Origin of the sequence: Affinundibacterium seohonense (assembly GCF_014284305.1) — a bacterium.
GTDB classification, from domain to species: domain Bacteria; phylum Pseudomonadota; class Gammaproteobacteria; order Burkholderiales; family Burkholderiaceae_D; genus Undibacterium; species Undibacterium seohonense.
This window is the reverse complement of sequence record NZ_JACOFW010000009.1, coordinates 104,985-126,938: the sequence shown is the minus strand read 5'-3', so window position 1 is coordinate 126,938 and position 21,954 is coordinate 104,985. Positions and strand designations below refer to the sequence as shown.

At 43.1% G+C, this 21,954-nt stretch carries 21 protein-coding genes; 8 read left to right on the top strand and 13 right to left on the bottom strand.

All coding sequences use genetic code 11. The features are described from left to right. The first annotated feature begins 329 nt into the window (after nucleotides 1–329). The 3 genes from H8K52_RS10275 to H8K52_RS21595 all read left to right on the top strand — a co-directional run bounded on the left by H8K52_RS10275 (nucleotide 330) and on the right by H8K52_RS21595 (nucleotide 4,060). Nucleotides 330–572 carry an accessory factor UbiK family protein gene (locus H8K52_RS10275; RefSeq protein ID WP_186922810.1) on the top strand — a complete coding sequence of 81 codons (243 nt, stop codon included), beginning with the start codon at nucleotides 330–332 and terminating at the stop codon, nucleotides 570–572. Nucleotides 573–606: 34 nt separating this feature from the next. Then, nucleotides 607–2,133, top strand: coding sequence for a YifB family Mg chelatase-like AAA ATPase (locus H8K52_RS10270; RefSeq protein WP_186922809.1), 1,527 nt, complete (start codon nucleotides 607–609; stop codon nucleotides 2,131–2,133). A 268-nt stretch (nucleotides 2,134–2,401) separates the two neighbouring features. Beyond that, the gene (locus H8K52_RS21595; RefSeq protein ID WP_186922808.1) at nucleotides 2,402–4,060 is read left to right on the top strand and encodes a methyl-accepting chemotaxis protein; all 1,659 of its coding nucleotides are present in this window, start codon (nucleotides 2,402–2,404) and stop codon (nucleotides 4,058–4,060) included. A gap of 81 nt (nucleotides 4,061–4,141) precedes the next feature. Here the strand turns inward: H8K52_RS21595 and H8K52_RS10260 are convergent, their stop codons facing one another. The 10 genes from H8K52_RS10260 to H8K52_RS10215 all read right to left on the bottom strand — a co-directional run bounded on the left by H8K52_RS10260 (nucleotide 4,142) and on the right by H8K52_RS10215 (nucleotide 13,639). Then, nucleotides 4,142–5,335: a M20 aminoacylase family protein gene (locus tag H8K52_RS10260; protein WP_186922807.1), complete on the bottom strand. Its 1,194-nt coding sequence runs from the start codon at nucleotides 5,333–5,335 to the stop codon at nucleotides 4,142–4,144. 341 nt (nucleotides 5,336–5,676) lie between these two features. Further along, nucleotides 5,677–5,934, bottom strand: a complete 258-nt coding sequence (locus H8K52_RS10255) for a BTH_I0359 family protein (RefSeq protein WP_186922806.1) — start codon at nucleotides 5,932–5,934, stop codon at nucleotides 5,677–5,679. A gap of 205 nt (nucleotides 5,935–6,139) precedes the next feature. Then, nucleotides 6,140–6,544, bottom strand: coding sequence for a GTPase (locus H8K52_RS10250; protein ID WP_186922805.1), 405 nt, complete (start codon nucleotides 6,542–6,544; stop codon nucleotides 6,140–6,142). Further along, entirely contained in the window at nucleotides 6,510–7,232 is a 723-nt protein-coding gene (locus tag H8K52_RS10245; RefSeq protein WP_186922804.1) for a response regulator, read from the bottom strand. Before H8K52_RS10245 ends, H8K52_RS10250 begins: the two co-directional genes overlap by 35 nt. 87 nt (nucleotides 7,233–7,319) lie before the next feature. Beyond that, complete coding sequence (locus H8K52_RS10240; protein ID WP_222613750.1) at nucleotides 7,320–9,638, bottom strand: sensor histidine kinase; 2,319 nt, start codon at nucleotides 9,636–9,638, stop codon at nucleotides 7,320–7,322. 41 nt (nucleotides 9,639–9,679) lie between these two features. Continuing rightward, a complete protein-coding gene (locus H8K52_RS10235) occupies nucleotides 9,680–10,204 on the bottom strand; it encodes a DUF4390 domain-containing protein (protein ID WP_246464431.1) in 525 nt (174 codons plus the stop codon). Between the two features lie 162 nt (nucleotides 10,205–10,366). Beyond that, nucleotides 10,367–11,773: a 16S rRNA (cytosine(967)-C(5))-methyltransferase RsmB gene (gene rsmB, locus H8K52_RS10230; RefSeq protein ID WP_186922802.1), complete on the bottom strand. Its 1,407-nt coding sequence runs from the start codon at nucleotides 11,771–11,773 to the stop codon at nucleotides 10,367–10,369. Nucleotides 11,774–11,842: 69 nt separating this feature from the next. After that, a complete protein-coding gene (locus tag H8K52_RS10225; RefSeq protein WP_186922801.1) occupies nucleotides 11,843–12,730 on the bottom strand; it encodes an alpha/beta hydrolase in 888 nt (295 codons plus the stop codon). Nucleotides 12,731–12,734: 4 nt separating this feature from the next. Continuing rightward, nucleotides 12,735–13,073, bottom strand: a complete 339-nt coding sequence (locus H8K52_RS10220) for a DUF1840 domain-containing protein (protein ID WP_186922800.1) — start codon at nucleotides 13,071–13,073, stop codon at nucleotides 12,735–12,737. 38 nt (nucleotides 13,074–13,111) lie between these two features. After that, a complete protein-coding gene (locus H8K52_RS10215; RefSeq protein ID WP_186922799.1) occupies nucleotides 13,112–13,639 on the bottom strand; it encodes a hypothetical protein in 528 nt (175 codons plus the stop codon). Nucleotides 13,640–13,971: 332 nt separating this feature from the next. Here H8K52_RS10215 and H8K52_RS10210 point away from each other — a divergent pair, with 332 nt between their 5' ends. The 3 genes from H8K52_RS10210 to H8K52_RS10200 are packed head-to-tail and all read left to right on the top strand — an operon-like array spanning nucleotide 13,972 to nucleotide 16,070. Continuing rightward, nucleotides 13,972–14,373, top strand: a complete 402-nt coding sequence (locus H8K52_RS10210) for a hypothetical protein (protein ID WP_186922798.1) — start codon at nucleotides 13,972–13,974, stop codon at nucleotides 14,371–14,373. 1 nt (nucleotide 14,374) lies between these two features. After that, nucleotides 14,375–15,256 (top strand): sensor histidine kinase, encoded by an 882-nt coding sequence (locus H8K52_RS10205; RefSeq protein WP_186922797.1) that lies wholly within the window; start codon nucleotides 14,375–14,377, stop codon nucleotides 15,254–15,256. Between the two features lies 1 nt (nucleotide 15,257). After that, nucleotides 15,258–16,070 carry a LytR/AlgR family response regulator transcription factor gene (locus H8K52_RS10200; RefSeq protein ID WP_186922796.1) on the top strand — a complete coding sequence of 271 codons (813 nt, stop codon included), beginning with the start codon at nucleotides 15,258–15,260 and terminating at the stop codon, nucleotides 16,068–16,070. A 314-nt stretch (nucleotides 16,071–16,384) separates the two neighbouring features. On the opposite strand, the gene H8K52_RS10195 is transcribed toward H8K52_RS10200, so the two are convergent. From H8K52_RS10195 to H8K52_RS10185, 3 genes are all read right to left on the bottom strand, one after another. Next, complete coding sequence (locus H8K52_RS10195; RefSeq protein WP_186922795.1) at nucleotides 16,385–17,170, bottom strand: 5'-methylthioadenosine/adenosylhomocysteine nucleosidase; 786 nt, start codon at nucleotides 17,168–17,170, stop codon at nucleotides 16,385–16,387. Nucleotides 17,171–17,441: 271 nt separating this feature from the next. After that, nucleotides 17,442–18,659, bottom strand: coding sequence for a DUF3419 family protein (locus H8K52_RS10190; RefSeq protein ID WP_186922794.1), 1,218 nt, complete (start codon nucleotides 18,657–18,659; stop codon nucleotides 17,442–17,444). Between the two features lie 120 nt (nucleotides 18,660–18,779). Continuing rightward, nucleotides 18,780–19,421 carry a hypothetical protein gene (locus H8K52_RS10185; protein ID WP_186922793.1) on the bottom strand — a complete coding sequence of 214 codons (642 nt, stop codon included), beginning with the start codon at nucleotides 19,419–19,421 and terminating at the stop codon, nucleotides 18,780–18,782. Between the two features lie 446 nt (nucleotides 19,422–19,867). Between H8K52_RS10185 and putP the strand changes: the two genes are divergently transcribed. Then, complete coding sequence (gene putP / locus H8K52_RS10180) at nucleotides 19,868–21,346, top strand: sodium/proline symporter PutP (RefSeq protein WP_186922792.1); 1,479 nt, start codon at nucleotides 19,868–19,870, stop codon at nucleotides 21,344–21,346. A 7-nt stretch (nucleotides 21,347–21,353) separates the two neighbouring features. Beyond that, nucleotides 21,354–21,863: a ClbS/DfsB family four-helix bundle protein gene (locus tag H8K52_RS10175; protein WP_186922791.1), complete on the top strand. Its 510-nt coding sequence runs from the start codon at nucleotides 21,354–21,356 to the stop codon at nucleotides 21,861–21,863. The last annotated feature ends 91 nt before the right edge of the window (nucleotides 21,864–21,954 follow it).

Sequence of the window (21,954 nt, the reverse complement as noted above, 5' to 3'; positions counted from 1 at the left end):
TTGGATCATTGCTACAGATTCTTGCTGTTTAACTTGGTATTAGCAGAACTCGTGCCAGCTTTATTGCAGTGCGCAAAAAATACCGACGTCGGCGTTAGGATAGAATAAGTGGTATGGTGAACTGATCGCTCCTTCCCTATAGAAAAACAATTTTTTTTAAGAGAACTTGGCTTTGTTGTCAGAAGGCAGACAGATAAAAATAAAATACATTATTTGAATCTATTTATACTAATATGTGAAATTCGCACCGAAATAGCGCAATTTTCCGTACGGGAAATTTTATAATGCACCAAAAAAGCGCTAATTCAATATCAACGATAGGAAAGTTTATGGAACCAAATCAATTTTTTAATGACATGCAAGCCAAAGTGCAACAAGTCTTGGAAAACTCACCGGCCAAAGATATCGAAAAGAACGTCAAGGCAATGATGAGTCAGGGCTTTGCCAAACTTGATTTGGTAACACGCGAAGAATTTGATATCCAAGCCCAAGTGTTGGCAAAGACTCGCAGCAAACTGGAGGCCTTAGAGGCGCGTGTCGCCGCACTCGAGGCGCAATTACGTAGCGAATAATCCGCACTGACTCACCACTCACAAAAAGCGCACGATGTCACTCGCCGTTCTAAAAAGCCGCGCCTTAAGCGGGATGGATGCCCCAGAGGTGACGGTCGAGGTACATCTGGCGAATGGCTTACCGGCGTTTACCATCGTCGGCTTGCCAGAAACCGAAGTGAAAGAATCCAAAGACCGGGTTCGAGCGGCTTTACAAAATGCACGCTTCGATTTCCCGGCGCAGCGCATTACTGTCAACTTAGCACCTGCTGATTTACCAAAGGAATCTGGGCGTTTTGATTTGCCCATCGCACTTGGTATTCTGGCTGCATCGGGACAAATTCCCGACGACGCTTTAGACCAGTACGAATTTGCCGGAGAACTGTCCTTATCAGGAGAACTACGACCAATACGTGGTGCCTTGGCAATGACCTTCGCTATTTGCAAAAGCGCGCAACGAGATCAGACTCCTGCACGCGCTTTCATGCTACCTAAAGCCAATGCTGAGGAAGCCGCCTTGGTGGCTGAAGCACGCATATTCCCGGCGGAATCCCTGCTTCAAGTTTGCGCCCACTTTGCCGCGCTAGATGCTGATTCGAAGATCAGCCAGCATCGCAGTAAGCCACAGAGTGAAACGATACCGTATTTAGACTTTAGCGACGTCAAAGCACAAAACCAAGCCAAACGTGCGCTCGAAGTCGCTGCTGCAGGCAGTCATAGTGTCTTGCTGGTTGGACCACCTGGTACCGGCAAGTCTATGCTGGCAAGCCGCTTCCCTGGCATCTTGCCTGGTATGACTGATCAGCAAGCATTAGAATCCGCAGCCGTGCTCTCCTTGACGAATGGCTTTAGTTTAGCGAAATGGAAGCAACGGCAATTTCGCAGCCCGCACCACACGTCTTCTGCCGTCGCGCTAGTTGGTGGCGGGGGAAACCCCAGACCTGGAGAAATTTCATTAGCTCACCATGGCGTCTTATTCCTTGATGAATTACCTGAATTTGACCGCAAAGTCTTAGAGGTATTACGCGAACCGTTAGAATCTGGGCAAATACACATTTCCCGTGCGGCCAAACAAGCCACTTTTCCTGCCAGGTTTCAGTTAATAGCAGCGATGAATCCCTGCCCTTGCGGTTATTTTGGTCATAGCAATGGCAAATGCCGCTGCACACCCGATTCTATTCTGCGCTATCAAGGCAAAATTTCTGGCCCCTTACTTGACCGTATTGATATGCAGATTCTGGTGCAAGCCCTACCGCACGAAGACTTATTTTCCCACACGCAAACCGAGCCAAGTCATGCTATCCAAGAACGTGTCGAAGCGGCCTATTTACGACAACTGGACAGACAAGCTAAACCAAATAATTTACTGAGTACCAAAGAAATCGAATTGCACTGCCAGACTGATCAGGCAACCGAGCAGTTACTACGTAATGCCATGCTCAAACTCAACTGGTCTGCCCGTGCCTATCATCGCGTATTAAAAGTAGCACGTAGCATTGCAGATTTAGCAAATAGCCCTGTGGTCTTGCAAACACATGTGGCAGAAGCGATACAGTATCGCCGCGCAATGCGGGAACATTAATCTACAGCAATAAGAGTTTCGCAATTTTCAAAAGTTTGGCTTACACTGTTACTTAGCGGTAAGTACATTGAGTCATGCTTCATCACGCTCCTTATTAAGTCATTACTCGATTTTTCACGCAGCCTTCAACGCAACACATCTCTATATCAATTAGACGATTTACAGACGATTTCTTTATTTTTCAAAGAACGATGATCCAGCAATTTGCATAACGTCGGAAAGTGCTGAACGCCGACTAGTTTTTTACAACATATGTCGAGGTGAATAGATGAGTATCAAACGCAGAATTTGGGCCCTTCCCATTATTGCCACCGTTATTTTCGGTGTTGGCATTGCCGCTAGTGTATATTTTTCAACAACGGCAATGAAATCAATTAAGACCACAGAAACCATTGATTATCCAGTTTTAGATCGTTCAAAAAATATTCAAGCGGATGTACAAGGTATTGTCGATGCCTTAAAACAAGCGGTTGGGGAAGACGATAAAAAAGGCATTGATGCGGTGGCGGAACGCGCTAAAAAAGTCAAAGAAAAATTCAAGAATCTAGCGAGTCTGCCGGGTCAACAAACTCTAGGCGAACGGCTGGCTAAAGAGTTTGATGCCTACTACACGCCCGCGATTTCTGTTGCCAAAATTATGCTAGGAGTCGATCAAGGTGACCCGCAAGCGGCGATAGGCCAAATGCAGAGTTCATTGAAAGTTTTAGAAGATGATCTGAAAAAGACCGTCGATACCGCGCAAGCCCAATTTACCGCTGGCATAGATCACAGTGCCGATAATGTCAATCGCGTTTTATGGACAGTCATCCTAGCCGGTTTAATTGTGATATTGGTGTTGGGTGTGGTGTCATTTTTCATTATTCGTACGGTTTGGGAGCAGCTCGGTGGTGAGCCTGAATATGCGCAGGAAATTGCCTCTGCAGTCGCATCTGGAAATTTGACCATGCAAATCGAAGTGGAGCAGGGTGACACTAGCAGTTTGTTAGCCGCACTTAGTGAAATGCAAAGTCGCTTGCAAAATATGGTCTCTGAGATCAAAACTTCCGCTGAAACAATCAAGGTCGCCAGTGCAGAGATCGCCTCCGGCAACACCGATCTTTCCTCACGTACCGAATCTCAAGCAAGTAGTCTGGAAGAAACCTCCAGCTCGATGGAAACCATGACCGAAACCGTGAGACAAAATGCGGACAATGCACGCCAAGCAAATAAGATGGTGGAAACTGCTTCGGAAGTGGCGGTGAAAGGCGGCGCCGTTGTTAGCCAAGTCGTGATCACGATGGATGAGATCAATCAATCATCGAAGAAAATTGTCGATATCATTAGTGTGATCGATGGCATTGCATTTCAAACTAATATTCTTGCCTTGAATGCTGCTGTAGAGGCGGCACGGGCGGGTGAACAAGGTCGTGGTTTCGCTGTAGTCGCGTCAGAAGTACGTAATTTGGCACAACGTAGTGCCGCTGCTGCAAAAGAAATTAAAACCCTGATCGGTGACTCTGTTGACAAAGTCAGAACAGGTTCAAGCTTGGTCGATCAAGCCGGTCATACGATGGAAGAAATTGTCGCCTCGGTGCGTCGTGTTAGTGACATCATGGCGGAGATTACCGCAGCTAGTCAGGAACAGAGCACGGGCATACAAGAAATCGGCTCAGCCATTAATCAAATGGACGAGATGACACAGCAAAATGCAGCGCTGGTGGAAGAGGCAGCCGCTGCTGCCGAATCGCTAGAAGAGCAAGCTGATTTACTCACCAAGTCGTTAGACGTATTTAAGTTGAACACGATACATACAAGTACCAGACCAGCAAATCGTGCAAATGCCGTCAAACCAAGTCCAAGACCAGCGCCCGCCCGAATTGCTGCGGCAACCAACGCTGCCCGTCCTGCCAAAGCGGAAAAATCAGCGGATGATTGGGAGGAGTTTTAAGTCAGTTCGATTGGAGTCTTACCCCAGATGATCACCAAAAAACCGTATTCCTTGCACACACAGGAAATACGGTTTTTTTACTTACTGTGGGGCTAAAAACGCACGCACTAGTCCAACCCAATAACTAGCACCTATCGGCAGTAAATCATCATTAAAATCATAGCTAGGATTATGCAAATTACAGGGCCCCAAACCGTGACCAGCACTGCGGTGCTTACCCTCACCATTTCCTAAAAAAACATAACAGCCGGGTTTATGTTGCAGCATATAGGCAAAGTCTTCTGCGCCCATTGTCGCTTCCACTTGGGCGTCGACTTGTTCGGTACCGACCAAATCGCGCATGACGTGAATCGCAAACTGGGTTTCCTTTTCATGATTAATCAAAGGCGGATAATTACGCTTAAATTTGAAGTCGACTTCCGCATCAAATGCCGCAGCGGTCGCCTTGGCAATTTTTTCCATGCGGGTTTCAATCAAATCTAAGACGTCAGTACTAAAGGTACGCACTGTACCAATCAAGCTGGCGTCGTCGGGAATCACATTAGTAGCGCTACCAGAATGTATCTGTGTCAAAGACAGTACCGCAGGCTCTAAAGGATTCACATTCCGACTTACGATCGTTTGCCAACTCTGAGCAATCTGTACGGCGATCATGACGGGATCGATACCTTTTTGCGGCTGAGCAGCATGCGCACCTTTACCGCGCACTGTCACCTCGAACTCATTCGAAGACGCCATCATGCCACCAGTTTTTACCCCAAAATTACCTACCGCGATTCCAGGCCAATTGTGCATGCCAAATACGGCATCCATAGGACATTGCTCAAATAGACCTTCTTCTATCATGCGGCGCGCACCACCACCGCCTTCCTCAGCAGGTTGGAAAATCAAATACACGGTGCCATCAAAGTCTTGGGCTTGCGACAAATACCTTGCGGCGCCTAACAGCATGGCGGTATGACCATCGTGACCACAGGCATGCATTTTTCCGGCATGCTGTGAGGCATGGGCGAACTGATTTATCTCTTGCATAGGCAGGGCGTCCATATCGGCGCGCAAACCCAAGGCGCGGCTGCTAGATCCACGTTTGATAATGCCAACGATACCTGTCCCGGCTAAGCCTCGAATCATAGGTATGCCCCAAGCCGCCAAATTCTTAGCGACAACATCGGCGGTTCTGAATTCTTCAAAACATAATTCAGGATGCGCATGGATGTCACGCCGTATGGCGAGTATTTCTTGATGAGCTTCCACGATGGGTTCGATTAATTTCATGTTGATCTCCAGACTGCAGGCGCTAAATGATAGGCCTAGAGTGTAAATCATTTCTCCGGGCAAAGTCTCCGTTTGCGTATTCAGGTCAGAGGAAGTATGCAAGCTAAGATATATATCTGATTTATATCTGGTATACGAAAATGCAAGAAGACATATTTGCTGCACTGCGATAAAGTAGCACCTGTCTCCTCCAACACCTCCTAAGGTTTGGACTTAACCCGCAGCTAAAGCTAGCGGGTTTTTTTTCGTCTATTGCTTTTGAAAAGCACTACTCGCGAATGTCAACGGCGAAAAAAAACAGCGCCAATTGCGCTGTTTTTAGGATGAAAATTAGACCTTCATCAGTGTAGCAACACTGACTGTCCCATATAAGAATCGAATTTCGCTAAAAATTCATCAATTTCTTCAATACTAGGTTCATTCGATATCAATTCTTGCACATCGTGCCGGAAAGTCTCTGCCTGAATACCGCCGATAAAACATTCACGACGCACGGACTTGTCGGTAATTTCATAACCGCCAAAACGTAAAGTTTCATGATCTGTCTGGGCACCAAACTCGACCACACTATATTGATCGCTGTTATAAATAATGTTCATTTTGTTCTTCCTTAGTCTGGTTTTCTTCAATAGTCGAGAACAAAGACGGTGCGTTTTATCAGTTTTACGGATGCAATTACGAGCCAGATCCGTACTAATAGTTACGGCATGGAAAGGCTTGAACTTTAGCGGAAAGCTAAAATTTTCCTCGGGTCAGAACCTTGATAGACAATTAATGACGAATGATTTATAGAAATAGGTATGCTTATAACGTGATCACGTTTTGACAAGTGACCAACGCCGCGTAAGGGGGCTGATTTAAAGAAGACTGCAGTGATGCCACATGTTGCGCGTCATTAATGGCTATAAAAAAATGTCCAAGTTTCTGACGTAACAGGCGGTTCAGACTGACGCGCATAGCGAGCTGACCTATGCAGCAAAAGCAACCTGGTGCAATGCGCTCTACGCTCAATGTAGTGGATGGCTGTAAGGGCATAATGCCGGCTGGTAAGCCTTCCAACAATACGCCAGACTTTTGTTGATATTCTTGAGGTGGGAGATTTTGTAGGGCAGTAGTTATCCAGGCTTCGCGCTCTGCATAACTACCGCCAGCAACTAAAGTAAGGGCTGTGATTTTATTCGCCGCGTTTACCATATTTGACAGATTCAACACCGAGTTGCTTGAGCTTACGATACAAATGGGTACGCTCTAAACCCGTCTTCTCCGCAACTCTAGTCATGCTGCCACCTTCGCGATGCAAGTGATATTCAAAATAAATTCTTTCAAACGCATCACGAGCTTCACGCAAAGGCAAATCAAAGGATAAATTATTGAACGAGTGCTGATTATTTTGCAGCATATGGTTCCCTGCGGAGAAATCACGGGTCTCATAATTTGCTGGTGTACTTGAAAATTGGGTAGTGGCTACCACCGATGAAGTCGCTTCTGACACATTAATTCTGGCGACTGGTAATACTGGTCGAGTCACTTCAATATTGCGGGACAAACCTTGCTGTACCGCTTTGAGTAGTTTTTGTAAGGCGATTGGCTTTTCTAAAAAATTCAAGGCGCCAATGCGAGTCGCTTCTACTGCTGTATCGATAGTTGCATGTCCCGACATCATAATCACTGGCATCGTTAACAAACCATCGCGCTGCCACTCTTTTAATAAAGTCACGCCATCCGTATCTGGCATCCAGATATCCAATAAAACTAAATCAGGCCGCGATTGCGCTCTGGCTTCACGTGCTTGTTGTGCATTTTCTGCTAGCTGAACGACGTGTCCCTCATCGCCCAGGATCTCCGAGAGTAGCTCTCGAATTCCCATTTCATCATCAACGACTAATATGTTTGCCATAAATCTACCCTAACCCCTACTCCGCTATTTAAGTGACGTCATTCTTCTCTTAGGAAGCTCTTGACCTTGATGAGATAAAACCTCGCATCATACTGTGGTATTTACATCTGGTGCTAACTTTAACAGCAAAATCGAAACTTTTGCACCGTTTGAATCGCTTCGATTCTGAATATCGATCTTACCGCCGTGTTCGTCGACGATTTTCTTCACCATCGCTAACCCTAAGCCCGTACCTCTAGGCTTAGAAGTCGCATAAGGCTCGAAAGCGCGCGCCAAAATTTTATTAGAAAAACCTGGCCCGTTATCAATGACAGAAAGACGTACAGCGACTCGCTCTGATTTATCGGCACTAATGTAATGCACACTTTCTGTAATTAAATCGATACGTGGTGTTTGTCCGGATTTCACATTTTCACTGACCGCATCTTGCGCGTTCTGCAGCAAGTTATGTATCACCTGACGTAACTGCGTTGCATCACCCATGATCAGAGGTAATTCAGATTGAATTTGCACGTGAATAATATCGCGACCATCGCCTGATAAGTATAAATGCAAAACGTCATCAACCAATGCCGACAAATTAATCTTTGAAAGAACGGCTTGCGGAGTTTTCGCATAATCACGGAAATCATCCACCATACGTTTCATAGAAGTGACTTGATTGACGATTGTCGTCGTACTTTTATTCAAAAACTGCGAATCAACTTCATTTAATTTGTCGACCAATTTCATCTGCAAGCGCTCTGCCGATAACTGTATCGGTGTCAGTGGGTTTTTAATTTCATGTGCCAAGCGACGTGCGACTTCACCCCAAGCAATGGAGCGTTGTGCTGAAATAATATTCGTAATATCGTCAAAAACAATCACATAGCCGACGTTTGAATTCACGGGTAGGTGAGAACCACGCGCTAATAAAGTGACGCCTTTTTCTTCCTCACTATTCGTGATACTCAAACCCACTTCCTGATTATTCTCAAAGACGGAACTCGGCAATTCAATCTGTTGTTGCCAGTGTTCTTGTTCCGTCCCTCCAGCCGATTGCGCGTGCTGTTCTGAAAAAGCTTTATCAATCGCGGCAGCAAACACTTGTAAGCCTTGAATCTCAGACAGCGGCTTACTAATTTCTTTATCCAATTGACGTCGCAATATTCGCTCAACCGAATGATTACAGCTCACGAGACAGCCATTTTGATCCAGCACCATCACGCCGGCCGACATACTTCCCAATACCGATTCTAAATACGCTTTTGCATTTTCTAGTTCATTGCGATTTTTTTCTACCGCCGAACGAGCCTCAAATAACTGATGTGTCATGGTGTTAAACGACTGCGTCAAACTACCTAATTCATCTGACGTCGTAGTGATAGGGCGAGGTGACAAATTACCTTCGGCGACCGCCTTAGTTCCTTCGGCTAATAGCAATAAAGGCCGAGCCAATTCACTGGAAATAAAAAACGCTGCGGTAATCGCACCAAAAATGGCGAACAATAACAATAAAGTTAAAGTCACCAGATACATATTTTTTAAGCCATCACGACTTGATGAACGCTCTCTATGCTCAGCAATCGCGTTGGTAAAGACTTTCGCCTGGGTATCTAATAAATCCGGTACTGGTTGTATCACTTGCAGATAATTACTTTCCTTCTGAAAACGCGAATCAACGCCGCTAGAATTCAGGGGAATAATCACCCGTAAAAATTCCTGGGTGCCGTTTTCAGCATTGGTATTTTGATGTGCCTCCGTGAATAAATTGCGAGTCGCATCTTCACCGGTATGATCGACATGACTACTATACTGCGAATATTTACCATCAATTCGTGCGGTCTGCATCATGCCAGCGGTCGGTAATTCTGGAACCAACACACCCGGATATTCATTGGTCGTCGCCACCACACGACCACGACTACTGACTATCGTCGCTTCTTTTACTTGCATTTGCTCGCGTAAGCGAGATAGCTTGATCGGCAAAGATGAAGACAGTGAACTATCTGCCACGTCAGCCAATTGATTCGCCATGCTGCGCGCTTTCCCTTCTAAATCCTTTAAGGTGTAATCGAGCGCAGTGTGTCCGAGATCGACACCTGAATTCAGTAGTGGATCAAGTTTAACGATAAACCACGAATCGATCGATCGCGTGACAAACTGAACCGACACTAAGTAGATCAAGGAGCCAGGCAAAATCCCGGTTAAGGCGAATAAGATCACCAATCGGGTCATGATGCGTGAACCAAATTCACGTTGGCGATAACGACGAATCAATTGCCACAGTAGAGTGGTCACCATCGCCAATAAACCCAATGCAACGGCGGCATTTGCCATTAGCAATAAGGGAAGGTTCTCATTGATAGCGCGAAAACGACTTGAGTTTTCCGTCGCTGTCATCAGAATAAACAATAGGACGCTCATTAGAACGCCACCAATGACTAAACCTTGCCGCAAAAATCTTGTCACTTGTCGTCAGCCTTGAATGTAAATCGTTTCCACTCGGAGGCCAAACGCCAATCACTATTGCTAAACGACGTTATTAACATGGGTTTTGATAATTGATTGCTGTCTAATTTTAAACGGACGCCGACGTTATAGGTTGCGCCTGGATTTAAGGTATTTTTATCAGCCACCAACCAACGACGTGGTCGCCACACCAGCGCCATCGCTTCTTCTAAACTATTGAAATTTTGTTTTAGTCCGCCATTGACAGCCGCCGTATATTGACGACGCCACAGATCATATTGCACCTTTACCGTTTGCGACGAGCGTATAGTTTTTTCATCAAACCAATACCAACGCGGTCGATTGATTTCCACTTCGGCAGTAAAAGATACGGGAATCCCCTCGTTGATCGCGTTCTTCAGATCTGGTCCAAGTTCAAAGGAAAAGGAAACAAATACCCGATAACCCTCATCTGTACTTTCCAATTTCGCATTCATCACTTCCACGCCGGCTGCTTGTGCAGGGGCGGATGAAAACAGCATGGGCGCGAAACACATCAGCGCCCATGCAAGAAGTATTGATCTCGAAATGTGGATCAAACGTGTGATCATGTGAAAAAACCAGAAAGTCCTATGCCAGATTTAACGAATAATGAAGTCAAAAGACTTAGTAAGTCTTATTGACATCATAACTTGAAACAAGTTTCAAACCTCTGGTTTTTGAAACAAGGCATAGAACAAACCATCGTGTTCGTTGTTGATTTCCGACGTTGGTCGTAATTGACCAGGGGCATCTAGACGTATAGCAGAATGTCTCTCAGCAAAACTTTTTGCCTGATTTTCTGATTCTATCGGCCAGATCGAACAAGTCACCAAAAGTAGTTTGCCACCCGGTTTTAACATGCGCCATAAATTATCCAAGATTCGACTGGAAGTCACCGCCAACTGCGCGGCATCCGTTTTACGTCGTAACCATCGAATATCTGGATGACGGCGTACCACACCTGAAGCGGTACAAGGCACATCGGCCAAAATACGATCAAACTGCTGACCATCCCACCAATTTGACCAACTTGCGTCACCTTCTTTAATCGTTGCGAACAATTGCAAACGCGCTAAATTGTCGTGGATCTTATCCAAACGCTTTTTGTCGACATCTAAAGCTAACAACTCGACTTTAGCTAATTCAAGAATATGACCTGTTTTACCACCGGGCGCAGCGCAAGCGTCTAATACCTTGTGCCCATCTTTGACGTCCAATAAAACAGCCGCTAATTGTGCACCAGCATCTTGCACCGAGACCATCCCTTGGCTAAAGCCAGGAATATTCTGCACTGGCAACGGTTTATGCAAACGAATTGCAAAAGGTCCAATCTGACTTGCCTCTATTTGTTCTTGCTTCAATAAATGCAAATAATTATCGACCGAGCTTAATCTTTGATTGACTCGTAGTGTCATCGGTGGAGGCGTGTCGGCTGCACTTAAAATCGTCTGCCACTCTTGCGGATAAGCCGATTTACATTGATCAACCCACCATTGCGGATAATTCCAACGCGCCGCCGCTTGTTTTACGACCATAGTCAGTAACTCGTCTTTTTCACGCAAAAAACGACGTAAAACCGCGTTGACCATACCTTTTGCAAACACCATATTAGGAGATGAAGCAGCGGCATTCACTGCTTGGTCGACGACGACGAAATCATCATATGGCGCTTCATCAGCATTCTCAGTAATTAGTAAAGTGAGCGCGCAGCAAAGCAATCCGTAGAGTAAAGGAGGCTCTGGTGCTTTGTTGGTCATCAACGCAATCAGCGCATCTACGCGACCAACTTGACGCATAGTACGATACGAAATATCTTGAATTGCACCGCGTGCTTGTGGGCTAGCATCGGTTTGCGTAAATACTCTGGAAAGCGCTTGAGGCAAGGCAATACCTTCTAACACATAAGCAACTGTTTGCGCCGCCCCCACTAAGCTGAACGCCAGTGAGTCAATTTTAATTTGCAAGGTTTCTGGTTCAGCAACTTTCGGTTTAATTTGCTCTTTGCTCACGCGTGGCTTTGCCTTATTCAAGGCAGGTCGTGTTAACACTTTTCTACTCGGTTCAGCCATAAAGATTCCATTACTAATTCGGTACTTATTCGTATCAGGCACCAGCCTGCATCATTATTTCATTATTACTTACACGTCGATTTTACTTTGTCTATCTGGTATGAAATTGTGTTCATCTAACCATACCCTAACATCATCAAAAACTCGCAAGGCTTCTAATTCATTAAAAACTTCATGATAAAAACCTGGATAAATTTGTGTCTTTAAATAATGTGCATTTGAACTGGTACTAAGCTGCGTCACAAAATTTTTCGCCCCTTGTGGATTCACTACGACATCGCCATCAGCGATTAACAGTAACGTCGGTATCTTTAGTTCAGTCGCATGATCTTTCACATACTGCATCGCTGCTAGCATGCTTTGAAATAAACAAGCACTAATTCTGGCATGCACTAAGGGATCATTTTGATATGCTGTTACAACTTCACTATCATGAGATAAATAACGGCCATTCGTTCCATGACCCACTCCTAAATGGGGAATTAACACTCGACTAATCTTAAACAACAATTTTTCTAAACGGCTGGTGTGCACAGAAAATGCTGGTGAAGATAAAATCAATCCGCTTAAAGGTGTCAATCCTTCTAAAGCAAAACGGGTAGCAAACAAGCCTCCCATGCTATGCGCCAAAATAAACGGCGATCGTTTTAGATGTTTAGAAAAATCATTAATGACTAAACGTGTATCGCGCAAAATTGCATCAATATCAGGAACATCACCTCGATTGCCGCCCGATTGTCCATGCCCGCGCTGATCAAAATGTCGGACTTTGAAACCTAGCGTATTAAAAAATCTAGCAATGTGAACATATCGTCCAGAATGTTCACCTAAGCCATGCATGATCACAATACCAGGAGCATTTTCGCTATTGTTCACATGCCAGTCGCGAATAAATAATGATGTTCCATCCAAAGCCTTGATAAAAAACTCTTCGGTATGTTCCACATGGGCAGTCATGTATTTATACCCCCCAGAGTATGTCTTCTTGTTTTTTATTTGCGCTTTTTAACATATCTAAGATAGGAAACAAACGTGCTGATAAGGTGACCGTATCGCGTTTTTTTCTTTTTTCAAACTCATCTAATTCATCTTCATTATCACTATCTAATGCTTCAGCCTGTTTTCTTGCTTGCTTATCTTCCTCAATTAACTTTTCTATCAAGTCAATTACATGCGCCGTCTCTGCTGCTGTAATGACGCCACGATCTGTGTCTTTGTTCAACATTTCTAATACCGACGCGATGTGTTCTTTATACATGATGACTTCAGCGGCGGCTTTTGATTTAAAGATAATTAACATGTGATCTTTCTAGAAATGCTGAAAAAATAATATGGATACTAATTGAATTTAATCGATCCAAAAAACATATCCGCGACTTCTGGCGTAAACGATTTTTCTTCACCGATCATCACAACCTGAAAAATCCAAGGCCCATGTTGTGTGAAACGAGCAAGCATTTTTACTGGCTGTCCGCTTGGTGTTTTTCCCATCGCTGTAATGGTATTTTTTGGCGACTCAGCCGGAGCGGGTTGAATAACTTGCCCCTGTATATTTTTTAGCATGGCAATTTGCATCGCACTTAAAGCATGTTGTTGCTGTTGCGCTTGCAGACTTTTATCGCTGTTATCGATTTTTGCATAGGCAATCGCGAAGCTGATTTTGTTTACATCCACCGCAGTCATATTCAATTTCACTTTCATGCCATCCAAATCAATGTCTCGATTATGGCTTGCAGGCTTTCCAGGAAACGTCGCAACGAATGGTGAGTCATTATTTCTGATTTCGCGCCAATCAAACTTTGGACTGCATCCAGTATGGCTCAATACAACAATAACTAAAAAAAGATAACTAAAAACTTTATTCATTCCATATGTCTTTCTGCACATGATTTGTGCAAATTTTGCCTTGATCTATGTTCTTACTGTCAGACTAAATTGCTAGCCTACATTGTAGGTCAAGCCCAGATAGAACTGACATCAAAATTCGATACTTAGCCTATTTATCTCCCTTAAAGCAAAAAAATGCTTCTTAGTAAGAATACTTTGTGCATTTCACTTCCATTTATCCCCTGAAATTACCGTTGAGCTATGCATTTGTACGCTTAATCGCAAGAGCCTAGAGTGGTTTTTTTGCTGGTGCTACTGTGTAGTCATACGAGCGGCAAACCAATCACAAACGTAGATCAGAGGAGAACGAAATGCATTCAGATCATTCAGAAAATCAATCAACATCAAACAATACGATCGCTTTAGAAACAACTTCAGTGTCTTCTTCAAAACAAGCATTTACATCAGGGAGTCAAACCATGAACACTACTACTAAAAATCCAGTCCTCGAATTCGTTTTAAATGTTGCTGACACAGCTAAATACATTTGGCAACGTTATGCTGAATGGATTATTGATGTGTCTTGGGGAAAATTATTTCTGGCTTGTTTACTGACCTTAATCGCCGGTGGTCTATTGTCTTTACATGCTTTAGCAAATTGGTTGGTGATTGGCTCTTTGCTGTTGAAATGTTTTATTGGTAAAGATAATCAAGCTCAGCAAGAACCGACTGTAGAGAAAACAACAGAGAAACAAGCTGAAGAGGAGAGCTAACATGAATGAGGGCGATAAGAACAAAGTACTTTTGTTCATGTTGGATGTATCAGAAACTGCAAAAGTATTTTGGTGGAAATTTTTCGATTGGCTTGCTGTCATCTCGTGGAGTTATTTAGTATTTGTCTCATTCTTGGCGATGATTATTGGTGGCATATTAGGCTTAGGCGCTTTGATTCCACTCTTGGCCTTTGGCTCCTTCATGATTAAGAGTTTGGCAGGAGGAAAACGTCGAGCTGAATTAGCAGCTAGCGATGCCGCTACCAGAGCTGATGTTGAAGCTTTGGAACGTCGGGTCTTAGAAGCTGAAATGGCGACTTTGCAGGCCCAAATTGAACCACATTTTTTGTTTAATACTTTGGCGCTAATTGGCCAATTAATTGAAACAGATCCACATCAAGCATCAATTGTGCATACGCATTTAATCAAATATTTACGTGCTGCTTTACCGCAAATTCGTGAACAAGGTGGTGGCAAGTTAGGACAACAGTTAGCACTATCGCGCGCTTATCTCAATATCATGCAAGCACGTATGCAGGAGCGTTTAAGTTATCAAATTGAATGTCCAGCTGCTTTAGAACACGTCGCTTTTCCTTCGATGATGATACAAACTTTAGTTGAAAACGCGATTAAACATGGTTTAGAACCAAAAACGGATGGCGGCCATATCAATATTATTGCGCGCCAAGGTGAAGCAGAAATACAAGTGGAAGTCAGTGACAACGGTATTGGCTTTGATTTACATGCAGATGATGGCATCGGTTTAAGCAATATTCGTGAACGTCTGAAAGTGTTATATGGTTTAAAGGCTAGTTTGGTGGTTGAAGTTCCTGAAACTGGTGGCGCTAAATTGACATTACATATTCCAGAGACAAGTCGTTAATATGAATAAAATTACAGCCATGATCGTCGATGATGAAGCACCGATGCGTGCACATCTGCGTAGCAAATTAAAACAAATTTGGCCAGAACTTGAGATTATTGCCGAAGCTCAAAATGGTATTGTTGCGATAGAAGAAGCTGAAAAGCGCCATCCACAAATTATTTTTCTCGACATTCGTATGCCTGGAAAAAATGGCATCGAAGCGGCAGCACAATTAGCGGAAAACGCGATTCTTATTTTTGTTACGGCTTACGATGAATATGCTATTCAGGCATTTGAGCGTGGTGCCATGGATTACCTTTTGAAGCCTATTGACGTAGAACGTCTACAGCAAACTTGCTTACGTCTAAAACAAAGAGTTTTAGAAAAACTTGCGAATACAAAAAATATCGAAGAAGAAGAAAAATCCACAACGAAACCAAATCATCAATCGCAACAAGTTGAACAACTATTGACTCAACTGATGCTACAACAAGCTCAACAAAAAGACTATTTACGCTGGATACAAGCCAGTGTCGGTACTAGTTTGCGCATGATCAGTACCAAAGAAATTTTATTTTTCAAATCTGATGAAAAGTACACCTTGGTTCAAACAGAACAAGCAGAATTTTTAATTCGTAAAACCTTAAAAGAATTAGAAGATGAATTAGATCCTAAAGAGTTTTGGCGCATACATCGATCGACCTTGGTCAGAGTCAATGCAATTGCAGAAGTTACGCGAGATTTTCGTGGTCGACAAATGTTAGGGTTGAAAGGATGTTCCGACAAACTCGAAGTGAGCCGCAATCATACCCATTTATTTCAACAAATGTGAATTATTTCAGCAGTTTTTTTCGAGTGTAGAAAAACTGCTTTTTTCTTTTAATTGAATAAGTTTATATATATGAATAGTAGTAGTTGTTAACGTTGAGGTATTTTGTGGATAAGTGATGTTAACGATGTAAAATCAAAGCACTACAGAAAATATAAGTACGCGGAAAAACTTTGTATGGAAGCTCAACAATTTTTGTATAAGTTTTTCGACTTGAATAACTAAGACACTTCTACACAAAATCTGCAAAGCTTATCCACAGCTTTATCCACAAAAAATATTTTTCACTTTGTTGTGTTTATTGTTTTGTCGATATCTTAGTCGACCGGTATTTTTCGATTTTCAAAATAATTCTTCAAAATTCCCAAGGTATACGGCGCAGCGACGTTTTTTACAAAACTTAGAAAGTCGACATGCGCTGTTTCATCTGCACTATCTGAAATTGTCCGCAAAATGGCAAACGCTAAGTCGTGTTCCTCACAAACTTGCGCTATTGCTGCGCCTTCCATCTCTACTGCCAACAAATCGGGCAACGCTTGCTTTAATTCCTTTAACACTTTGCTGTCATGGATAAATTGATCGCCACTAGCGATGAGTCCAGTATGCAATTTCACGTTTTGTAATTGAAATTCAGCGATTAGGCTTGCCGAAAAATGCTCTTGCATCACTTGGATGAACTGCGCGATAGCGTTTTGTAGTTCTTTATGTAAATTTTTGTGTGCAAAAAAACGAGATTTACCGCTTAGAGGAATTTCAAATCGTGGAAATAGAGGTGATGCATCCATATCGTGCTGTAGTAGCGCATCAGCAATCACGATATCTCCCACCTTCAAGAAAGGATCAGCAGCTCCAGCAACGCCGCTTAGAATCAGTTGATTCACTTGAAAATGATGAATCAACTGATTTGTCGTACTTGCAGCAGCTACTTTTCCTATTCCAGCTAAAACCATCACTACCGGATGTCCCCAAAGTTCACCTTGGATGAAATCACGTTTAGCGATTCGATGGACTTTTTTGTGTTGAATAAAAGCTTCTAATCCTTCTTGTTCTTCGCGCATTGCAAAGATTAAGCCTGTGGTGTTGGGTTTGATTGAAATAGACATGGATTTTTAAGAGAAGGGCAAATAAGGAAAGCAGCTTTGTTTTGTATACATAAGGTATATATATACATAGTAGTAGTAGTTAACGCAGACGAATTTTGTGGATAAGCCGGTTTACTGAATTGAAATCAAGGGTTTAGGCTAAGGATAAAGACTAGGACAATGCTTGTACAGAAAAAGAATAGATTCTGCATAAGATTTGGACTGTGGAAAGCTTATGTGGTTTTGCACATAAGCTCCTCAAGATATACAAAGACTTATCCACAGGTTTTTATTAAATTTTAGCTATTTTTTCGAAGACAAATAAGGAGCCATAGAGGGCGCAACGATCTTTGTTTTGTAATTCTTGGTTTCTCAGGGCATTGGTTTGCCAGCTGGTTTCTGCGTTTTGAAAAACTAGCTGAGGTAGCGGCAATTGCGTTCCTAAGCTCCGAATAAGCACTTTTGCGCCCGGTGCAGCACAACGATTGATTTCTTGCCATAGGGCTTTAATATCATCTGGATGCAAATAATCGAGATGATCTTGTAGGACGAAGGCATCGATCGATTGTTCGCTTTGTTGTTGTAAGAAATTAATTAGGCGGTTTTGTTGGGGATGTACACGGTGGGCGTATTGACGCAATTGTGGAAATACCTCTTTTTGTAAATATAAAGGTAGGCTTTGTTGTTGTTGAATTTGGTAAGTTTGTCCTATGACTTGTTGGGCAAAATGATTGTCTTGAATACTGAAATCACACAATAAGCGACGTAATCGTTGTATCAAAATTTGGGAGAGTTCATCTTGATTGGCGTTCTTGAGTCGAGTGATTTGGTTTTGATTAAAGCCTAGTCGATTCAATACGAAACGGCGTCGCATCAGGAATAGGAAGTAGTGATTTTGTAGTGCGGGCAAAATAGTTTGTTCAAAAATTTGATTTTGTTGCGTTAAATCTTTTGCTTGTTGCAGTTTGTCAAAACGTGCACCTAGTTGCGTTAAGAGAAATCGTAATGCCCGCAAACTCGTGTTGTAGTAGCCGTGTTCCTGCAAATTTTCACTAAAAGCAAAGTAGCGCGGACGACCAATCAGATTACGCTTTTGCCAGTAGTGGCTGGCTTGATCAGACAAGTTGGCACGCAAATGACGTTGATAGCGTTTTAGATTATCGGTTTGATGTGGCAGTGCTAAAAATTTGAGGACAGCATCGTAATCAGGTAAATGAATTAGGGCTTTTGCTTTGATTTCTAAAAGCGCTAATTGCGCTGGATTGTCATCGACGCAGTGAATGGCGGCTGGCTTTGCACTGAGATAAGCCAAAGCATGACAAGCACCAGCAGCGATCGTGACGATATTGGCTGCAGGTTTAAGGTCGAGCGCCAATAGGTCAATGTGACTATCGGCCCAAGTTTGTGATTGGATTAGCTTGTGTTGAGGTTTTAGGTCAGCGAAGAATTTGCTGGTCGAGAAAGAATCAAGAATCGTCGTTTTATTGGGGAAGAAGGCTTTCGTATTCATGATCTGTACCTGAGAGTTTGCTAGAAATTGAATCACTCTAGGCTGATCAGGTGACAGGTTTATGACAAAAATACTCGGCTTTTGAATATTTATAAAAGTGTATTTTTTTTGTTGATTTATTTATAGCTCTCCACAGCCTACGGGAAGCGGTGGTGGGGATAATTCTAATTTCTCGCCAGCCTTGGGATGTCGAACACAATGGGTACCAAACGGCGTTTTAATCTTGCTCACTGGTCTGCCATCATAGGCAAATTTTTTCTCGATAACGGTGCCCTCTGTTCGACTTTGTACAACGCCAGCTAAAGTATTCGAAAATTTCTTCATGTTTTCACTGCTACTTTTACTGTCAGGGCGATAGTTTTTTTCTTGTTTTAGAAAGTCGTCTTTCAAACTCAAACTTAATTCACGAATGTTTTTTTGTATTGTTGGAGAAGATGGTGAAGGTGTCGATGGCGGTGCTGAAAGGGCTTCAAATTCTGGGCTTGGTGTTTGAATTTTTGCTGTACTGAATTCGGGCGTATTGATGTTTTTGTTGTTGGTGCGGGCAATGGTCGATGTTGGACTAACTTGTTTTAGGTTTTTTTGTTGAGTAACTTCGATCGCTTGTTTTTGCTGTGGCAAGGCGAGCAGTAGTAATACTTTATCGGTATTGGAGATACTATTTGGTGACGGTGATGTTCTCTGCCAGATCAAAATCATCCCGATATGTACCAATAAAATAGAGAAAAAAGTCAGGTATCGACTAAAGCGATGTAATTGCATTGTGCCTTTCATTGAGGGGAATTTGTTTAGCAAGTCCATCCCATCATTCGTATCGACTTAAAAAATTGCATTTGCCAATTTGCTACGCAGAGAATTGTAAGCGAGTATCAGTCATATTTGAGCGTTGTTTAGGTCTATTTTGAGCCAAAAATTTCTGGAGAATAATTTACCTGAATCACTTTTTCAGAATAAGCAGCTACTTATTTGGAATTTTTAAGAACAATAGTTGCCAAATTTAGTGGGCAATGTAAGTTTGTATTTACTTGCTTTTTTGTGTCAATGAATCAGGAACTGCCAGGCTGAATTTTAGTCTCATCAAACCAGTAAATTCAGCGTTGTCTATCCTTGTGAGATTAGCGGGCATGAGCGATACTGCGGGCTTGCTTATCCTTGTGCATGGATAAGTATGCAAAATAATTACACTTAAAAAGAAAGGCAATACGGAGATGGATTTTAGCAACCCTACCAGCATCACCTTCATTATTTATATTCTAGCGATGCTAGGCATCGGTTTCGCCGCCTGGCGTTTTACCAATAATTTATCTGACTATATCTTAGGTGGTCGCAGTCTTGGCGCCTTCGTCACCGCCATGAGTGCTGGTGCATCCGACATGAGTGGTTGGTTATTGATGGGATTGCCCGGTGCTTTGTATTTTTCGGGTGTATCAGAAAGTTGGATCGCGATTGGTTTGACTTTAGGTGCTTGGTTTAACTGGCATTTGGTGGCGGGTCGTCTGCGTGTGTATACCGAATTGACGAATAATGCTTTGACCTTGCCAGATTATTTTACGCATCGATTTGAAGATACCAGCAAATTGCTACGTATTATTTCTGCGATTGTGATCTTAGTGTTTTTCACGATTTACTGTGCTTCTGGCATGGTGGCAGGTGCACGTTTGTTCCAAGAAACTTTTGGTATGAGCTATAACGTGTCTTTGTGGGCTGGTGCAGCGGCAACGATTATTTATGTGTTTATCGGTGGTTTCTTAGCGGTGAGTTGGACTGATACTGTGCAAGCGACTTTGATGATTTTCGCTTTGTTATTGGCGCCTGTGATGGTGATCATGCATGTTGGTGGCTTTAGTGAAGCGATTACAGTGATTCAAAACATCAATCCAAAATATACGGATTTGTTTAGTGGTACATCTCTGATCGGTATTATTTCATTGCTCGCGTGGGGCTTGGGCTATATGGGTCAACCACATATTTTGGCGCGCTTCATGGCGGCAGAAAATTTCGCGACAATTAAAAATGCACGTCGCATTGGTATGACTTGGATGATTTTGTGTTTGCTTGGCGCAATCTCTGTGGGTTTCTTTGGTATCGCTTATTTCGCGATGCACCCTGATCAAGCAGGTGCGGTGACGGCAAATAAGGAAACTGTGTTCATTTCCTTGTCGCAGATTTTGTTTAATCCTTGGATTGCCGGTATTTTGTTATCAGCGATTTTGGCAGCGGTGATGAGTACTTTGTCTTGCCAATTACTGGTTTGTTCTTCTGCCTTGACTGAAGACTTCTACAAACCTTTCTTCCGTCCAAATGCGTCACAAACCGAATTGGTTTGGTTCGGTCGTATGATGGTGTTGGTGGTCGCCGTGATTGCGATTTCGATTGCGGCTAATCCAACTAGCAGCGTACTGAGCTTGGTTAGTAACGCATGGGCAGGTTTTGGCGCGGCCTTTGGCCCAGTAGTCTTGTTATCCTTAATCTGGCCTAAGATGAACCGTAACGGTGCCTTAGCGGGCATGTTCGTCGGTGCCTTGACAGTATTGGTGTGGGGACATTTCAAATTGTTTGGCTTGTATGAATTGGTACCAGGCTTCTTCTTTGGTTGCGCTGCAGTTTGGATTGGCAGTCAATTTGGTGCGCCAGCATCGGAAAAAATGAAGGCGGCGTTTTCTACTATGCGTCAGCAAACAGCTTAATTTTTTTATGTCGGTGCCAGGATGCAAAGCAGAGTTACTGTTTGCAATTCAGAATGAGTTTGATCGTTTAAGTATAGAGATCGCCTTGATCCCTGCGACAAATGTCTTTGACAAGTCCTTAGACGGACATGTCAAAGACAGCAAGATGAATGTGCATAATTTGATTTCTTATTTAGTCGGCTGGAATGAGCTAGTTCTGAAATGGCACGCCAAAAAAGGTGTGGGGGAATCTGTCGATTTTCCAGATACTGGGTTTAATTGGAACCAATTAGGACTCTTGGCAGAAAAGTTTTATAAGGATTACGAGGGTATTCCATTAGCTGATCTAGTTGTTCGGCTTTGTTCTGCGAAAAATAGGATTGTTGAATTGGTAGAGGATGAAGACGATCTTAGGCTTTATGGACAAGCATGGTACAAACAATACACGATGGGAAAAATGATTCAGTTGAATACATCATCACCGTACAGCAATGCAGCTAAACGACTAAGGCGTTGGAGAAAATCTCATCAGTTATAGTTACATTTCAATTTCTCTGGGTTTGTGTTGACCCAGTCAGATAAAAAGATAGGGCAGATAGCGTAAATCTATCTGCCCTGTTTTTTTGTAA

What these genes read in the sequence shown, in the direction of transcription:
- H8K52_RS10205 (WP_186922797.1), top strand. Translation starts at nt 14,375, where the DNA reads ATGAATGAGGGCGATAAGAACAAAGTACTTTTGTTCATGTTGGATGTA.
- H8K52_RS10245 (WP_186922804.1), bottom strand. Translation starts at nt 7,232, where the DNA reads ATGGCAAACATATTAGTCGTTGATGATGAAATGGGAATTCGAGAGCTA.
- rsmB (WP_186922802.1), bottom strand. Translation starts at nt 11,773, where the DNA reads ATGGCTGAACCGAGTAGAAAAGTGTTAACACGACCTGCCTTGAATAAG.
- H8K52_RS10215 (WP_186922799.1), bottom strand. Translation starts at nt 13,639, where the DNA reads ATGAATAAAGTTTTTAGTTATCTTTTTTTAGTTATTGTTGTATTGAGC.
- H8K52_RS10270 (WP_186922809.1), top strand. Translation starts at nt 607, where the DNA reads ATGTCACTCGCCGTTCTAAAAAGCCGCGCCTTAAGCGGGATGGATGCC.
- H8K52_RS10195 (WP_186922795.1), bottom strand. Translation starts at nt 17,170, where the DNA reads ATGTCTATTTCAATCAAACCCAACACCACAGGCTTAATCTTTGCAATG.
- H8K52_RS10255 (WP_186922806.1), bottom strand. Translation starts at nt 5,934, where the DNA reads ATGAACATTATTTATAACAGCGATCAATATAGTGTGGTCGAGTTTGGT.
- H8K52_RS10210 (WP_186922798.1), top strand. Translation starts at nt 13,972, where the DNA reads ATGCATTCAGATCATTCAGAAAATCAATCAACATCAAACAATACGATC.
- H8K52_RS10185 (WP_186922793.1), bottom strand. Translation starts at nt 19,421, where the DNA reads ATGCAATTACATCGCTTTAGTCGATACCTGACTTTTTTCTCTATTTTA.
- H8K52_RS10225 (WP_186922801.1), bottom strand. Translation starts at nt 12,730, where the DNA reads ATGACTGCCCATGTGGAACATACCGAAGAGTTTTTTATCAAGGCTTTG.
- H8K52_RS10190 (WP_186922794.1), bottom strand. Translation starts at nt 18,659, where the DNA reads ATGAATACGAAAGCCTTCTTCCCCAATAAAACGACGATTCTTGATTCT.
- putP (WP_186922792.1), top strand. Translation starts at nt 19,868, where the DNA reads ATGGATTTTAGCAACCCTACCAGCATCACCTTCATTATTTATATTCTA.
- H8K52_RS10260 (WP_186922807.1), bottom strand. Translation starts at nt 5,335, where the DNA reads ATGAAATTAATCGAACCCATCGTGGAAGCTCATCAAGAAATACTCGCC.
- H8K52_RS10275 (WP_186922810.1), top strand. Translation starts at nt 330, where the DNA reads ATGGAACCAAATCAATTTTTTAATGACATGCAAGCCAAAGTGCAACAA.
- H8K52_RS10200 (WP_186922796.1), top strand. Translation starts at nt 15,258, where the DNA reads ATGAATAAAATTACAGCCATGATCGTCGATGATGAAGCACCGATGCGT.
- H8K52_RS10240 (WP_222613750.1), bottom strand. Translation starts at nt 9,638, where the DNA reads ATGAGCGTCCTATTGTTTATTCTGATGACAGCGACGGAAAACTCAAGT.
- H8K52_RS10175 (WP_186922791.1), top strand. Translation starts at nt 21,354, where the DNA reads ATGTCGGTGCCAGGATGCAAAGCAGAGTTACTGTTTGCAATTCAGAAT.
- H8K52_RS10235 (WP_246464431.1), bottom strand. Translation starts at nt 10,204, where the DNA reads ATGCTGTTTTCATCCGCCCCTGCACAAGCAGCCGGCGTGGAAGTGATG.
- H8K52_RS21595 (WP_186922808.1), top strand. Translation starts at nt 2,402, where the DNA reads ATGAGTATCAAACGCAGAATTTGGGCCCTTCCCATTATTGCCACCGTT.
- H8K52_RS10220 (WP_186922800.1), bottom strand. Translation starts at nt 13,073, where the DNA reads ATGTTAATTATCTTTAAATCAAAAGCCGCCGCTGAAGTCATCATGTAT.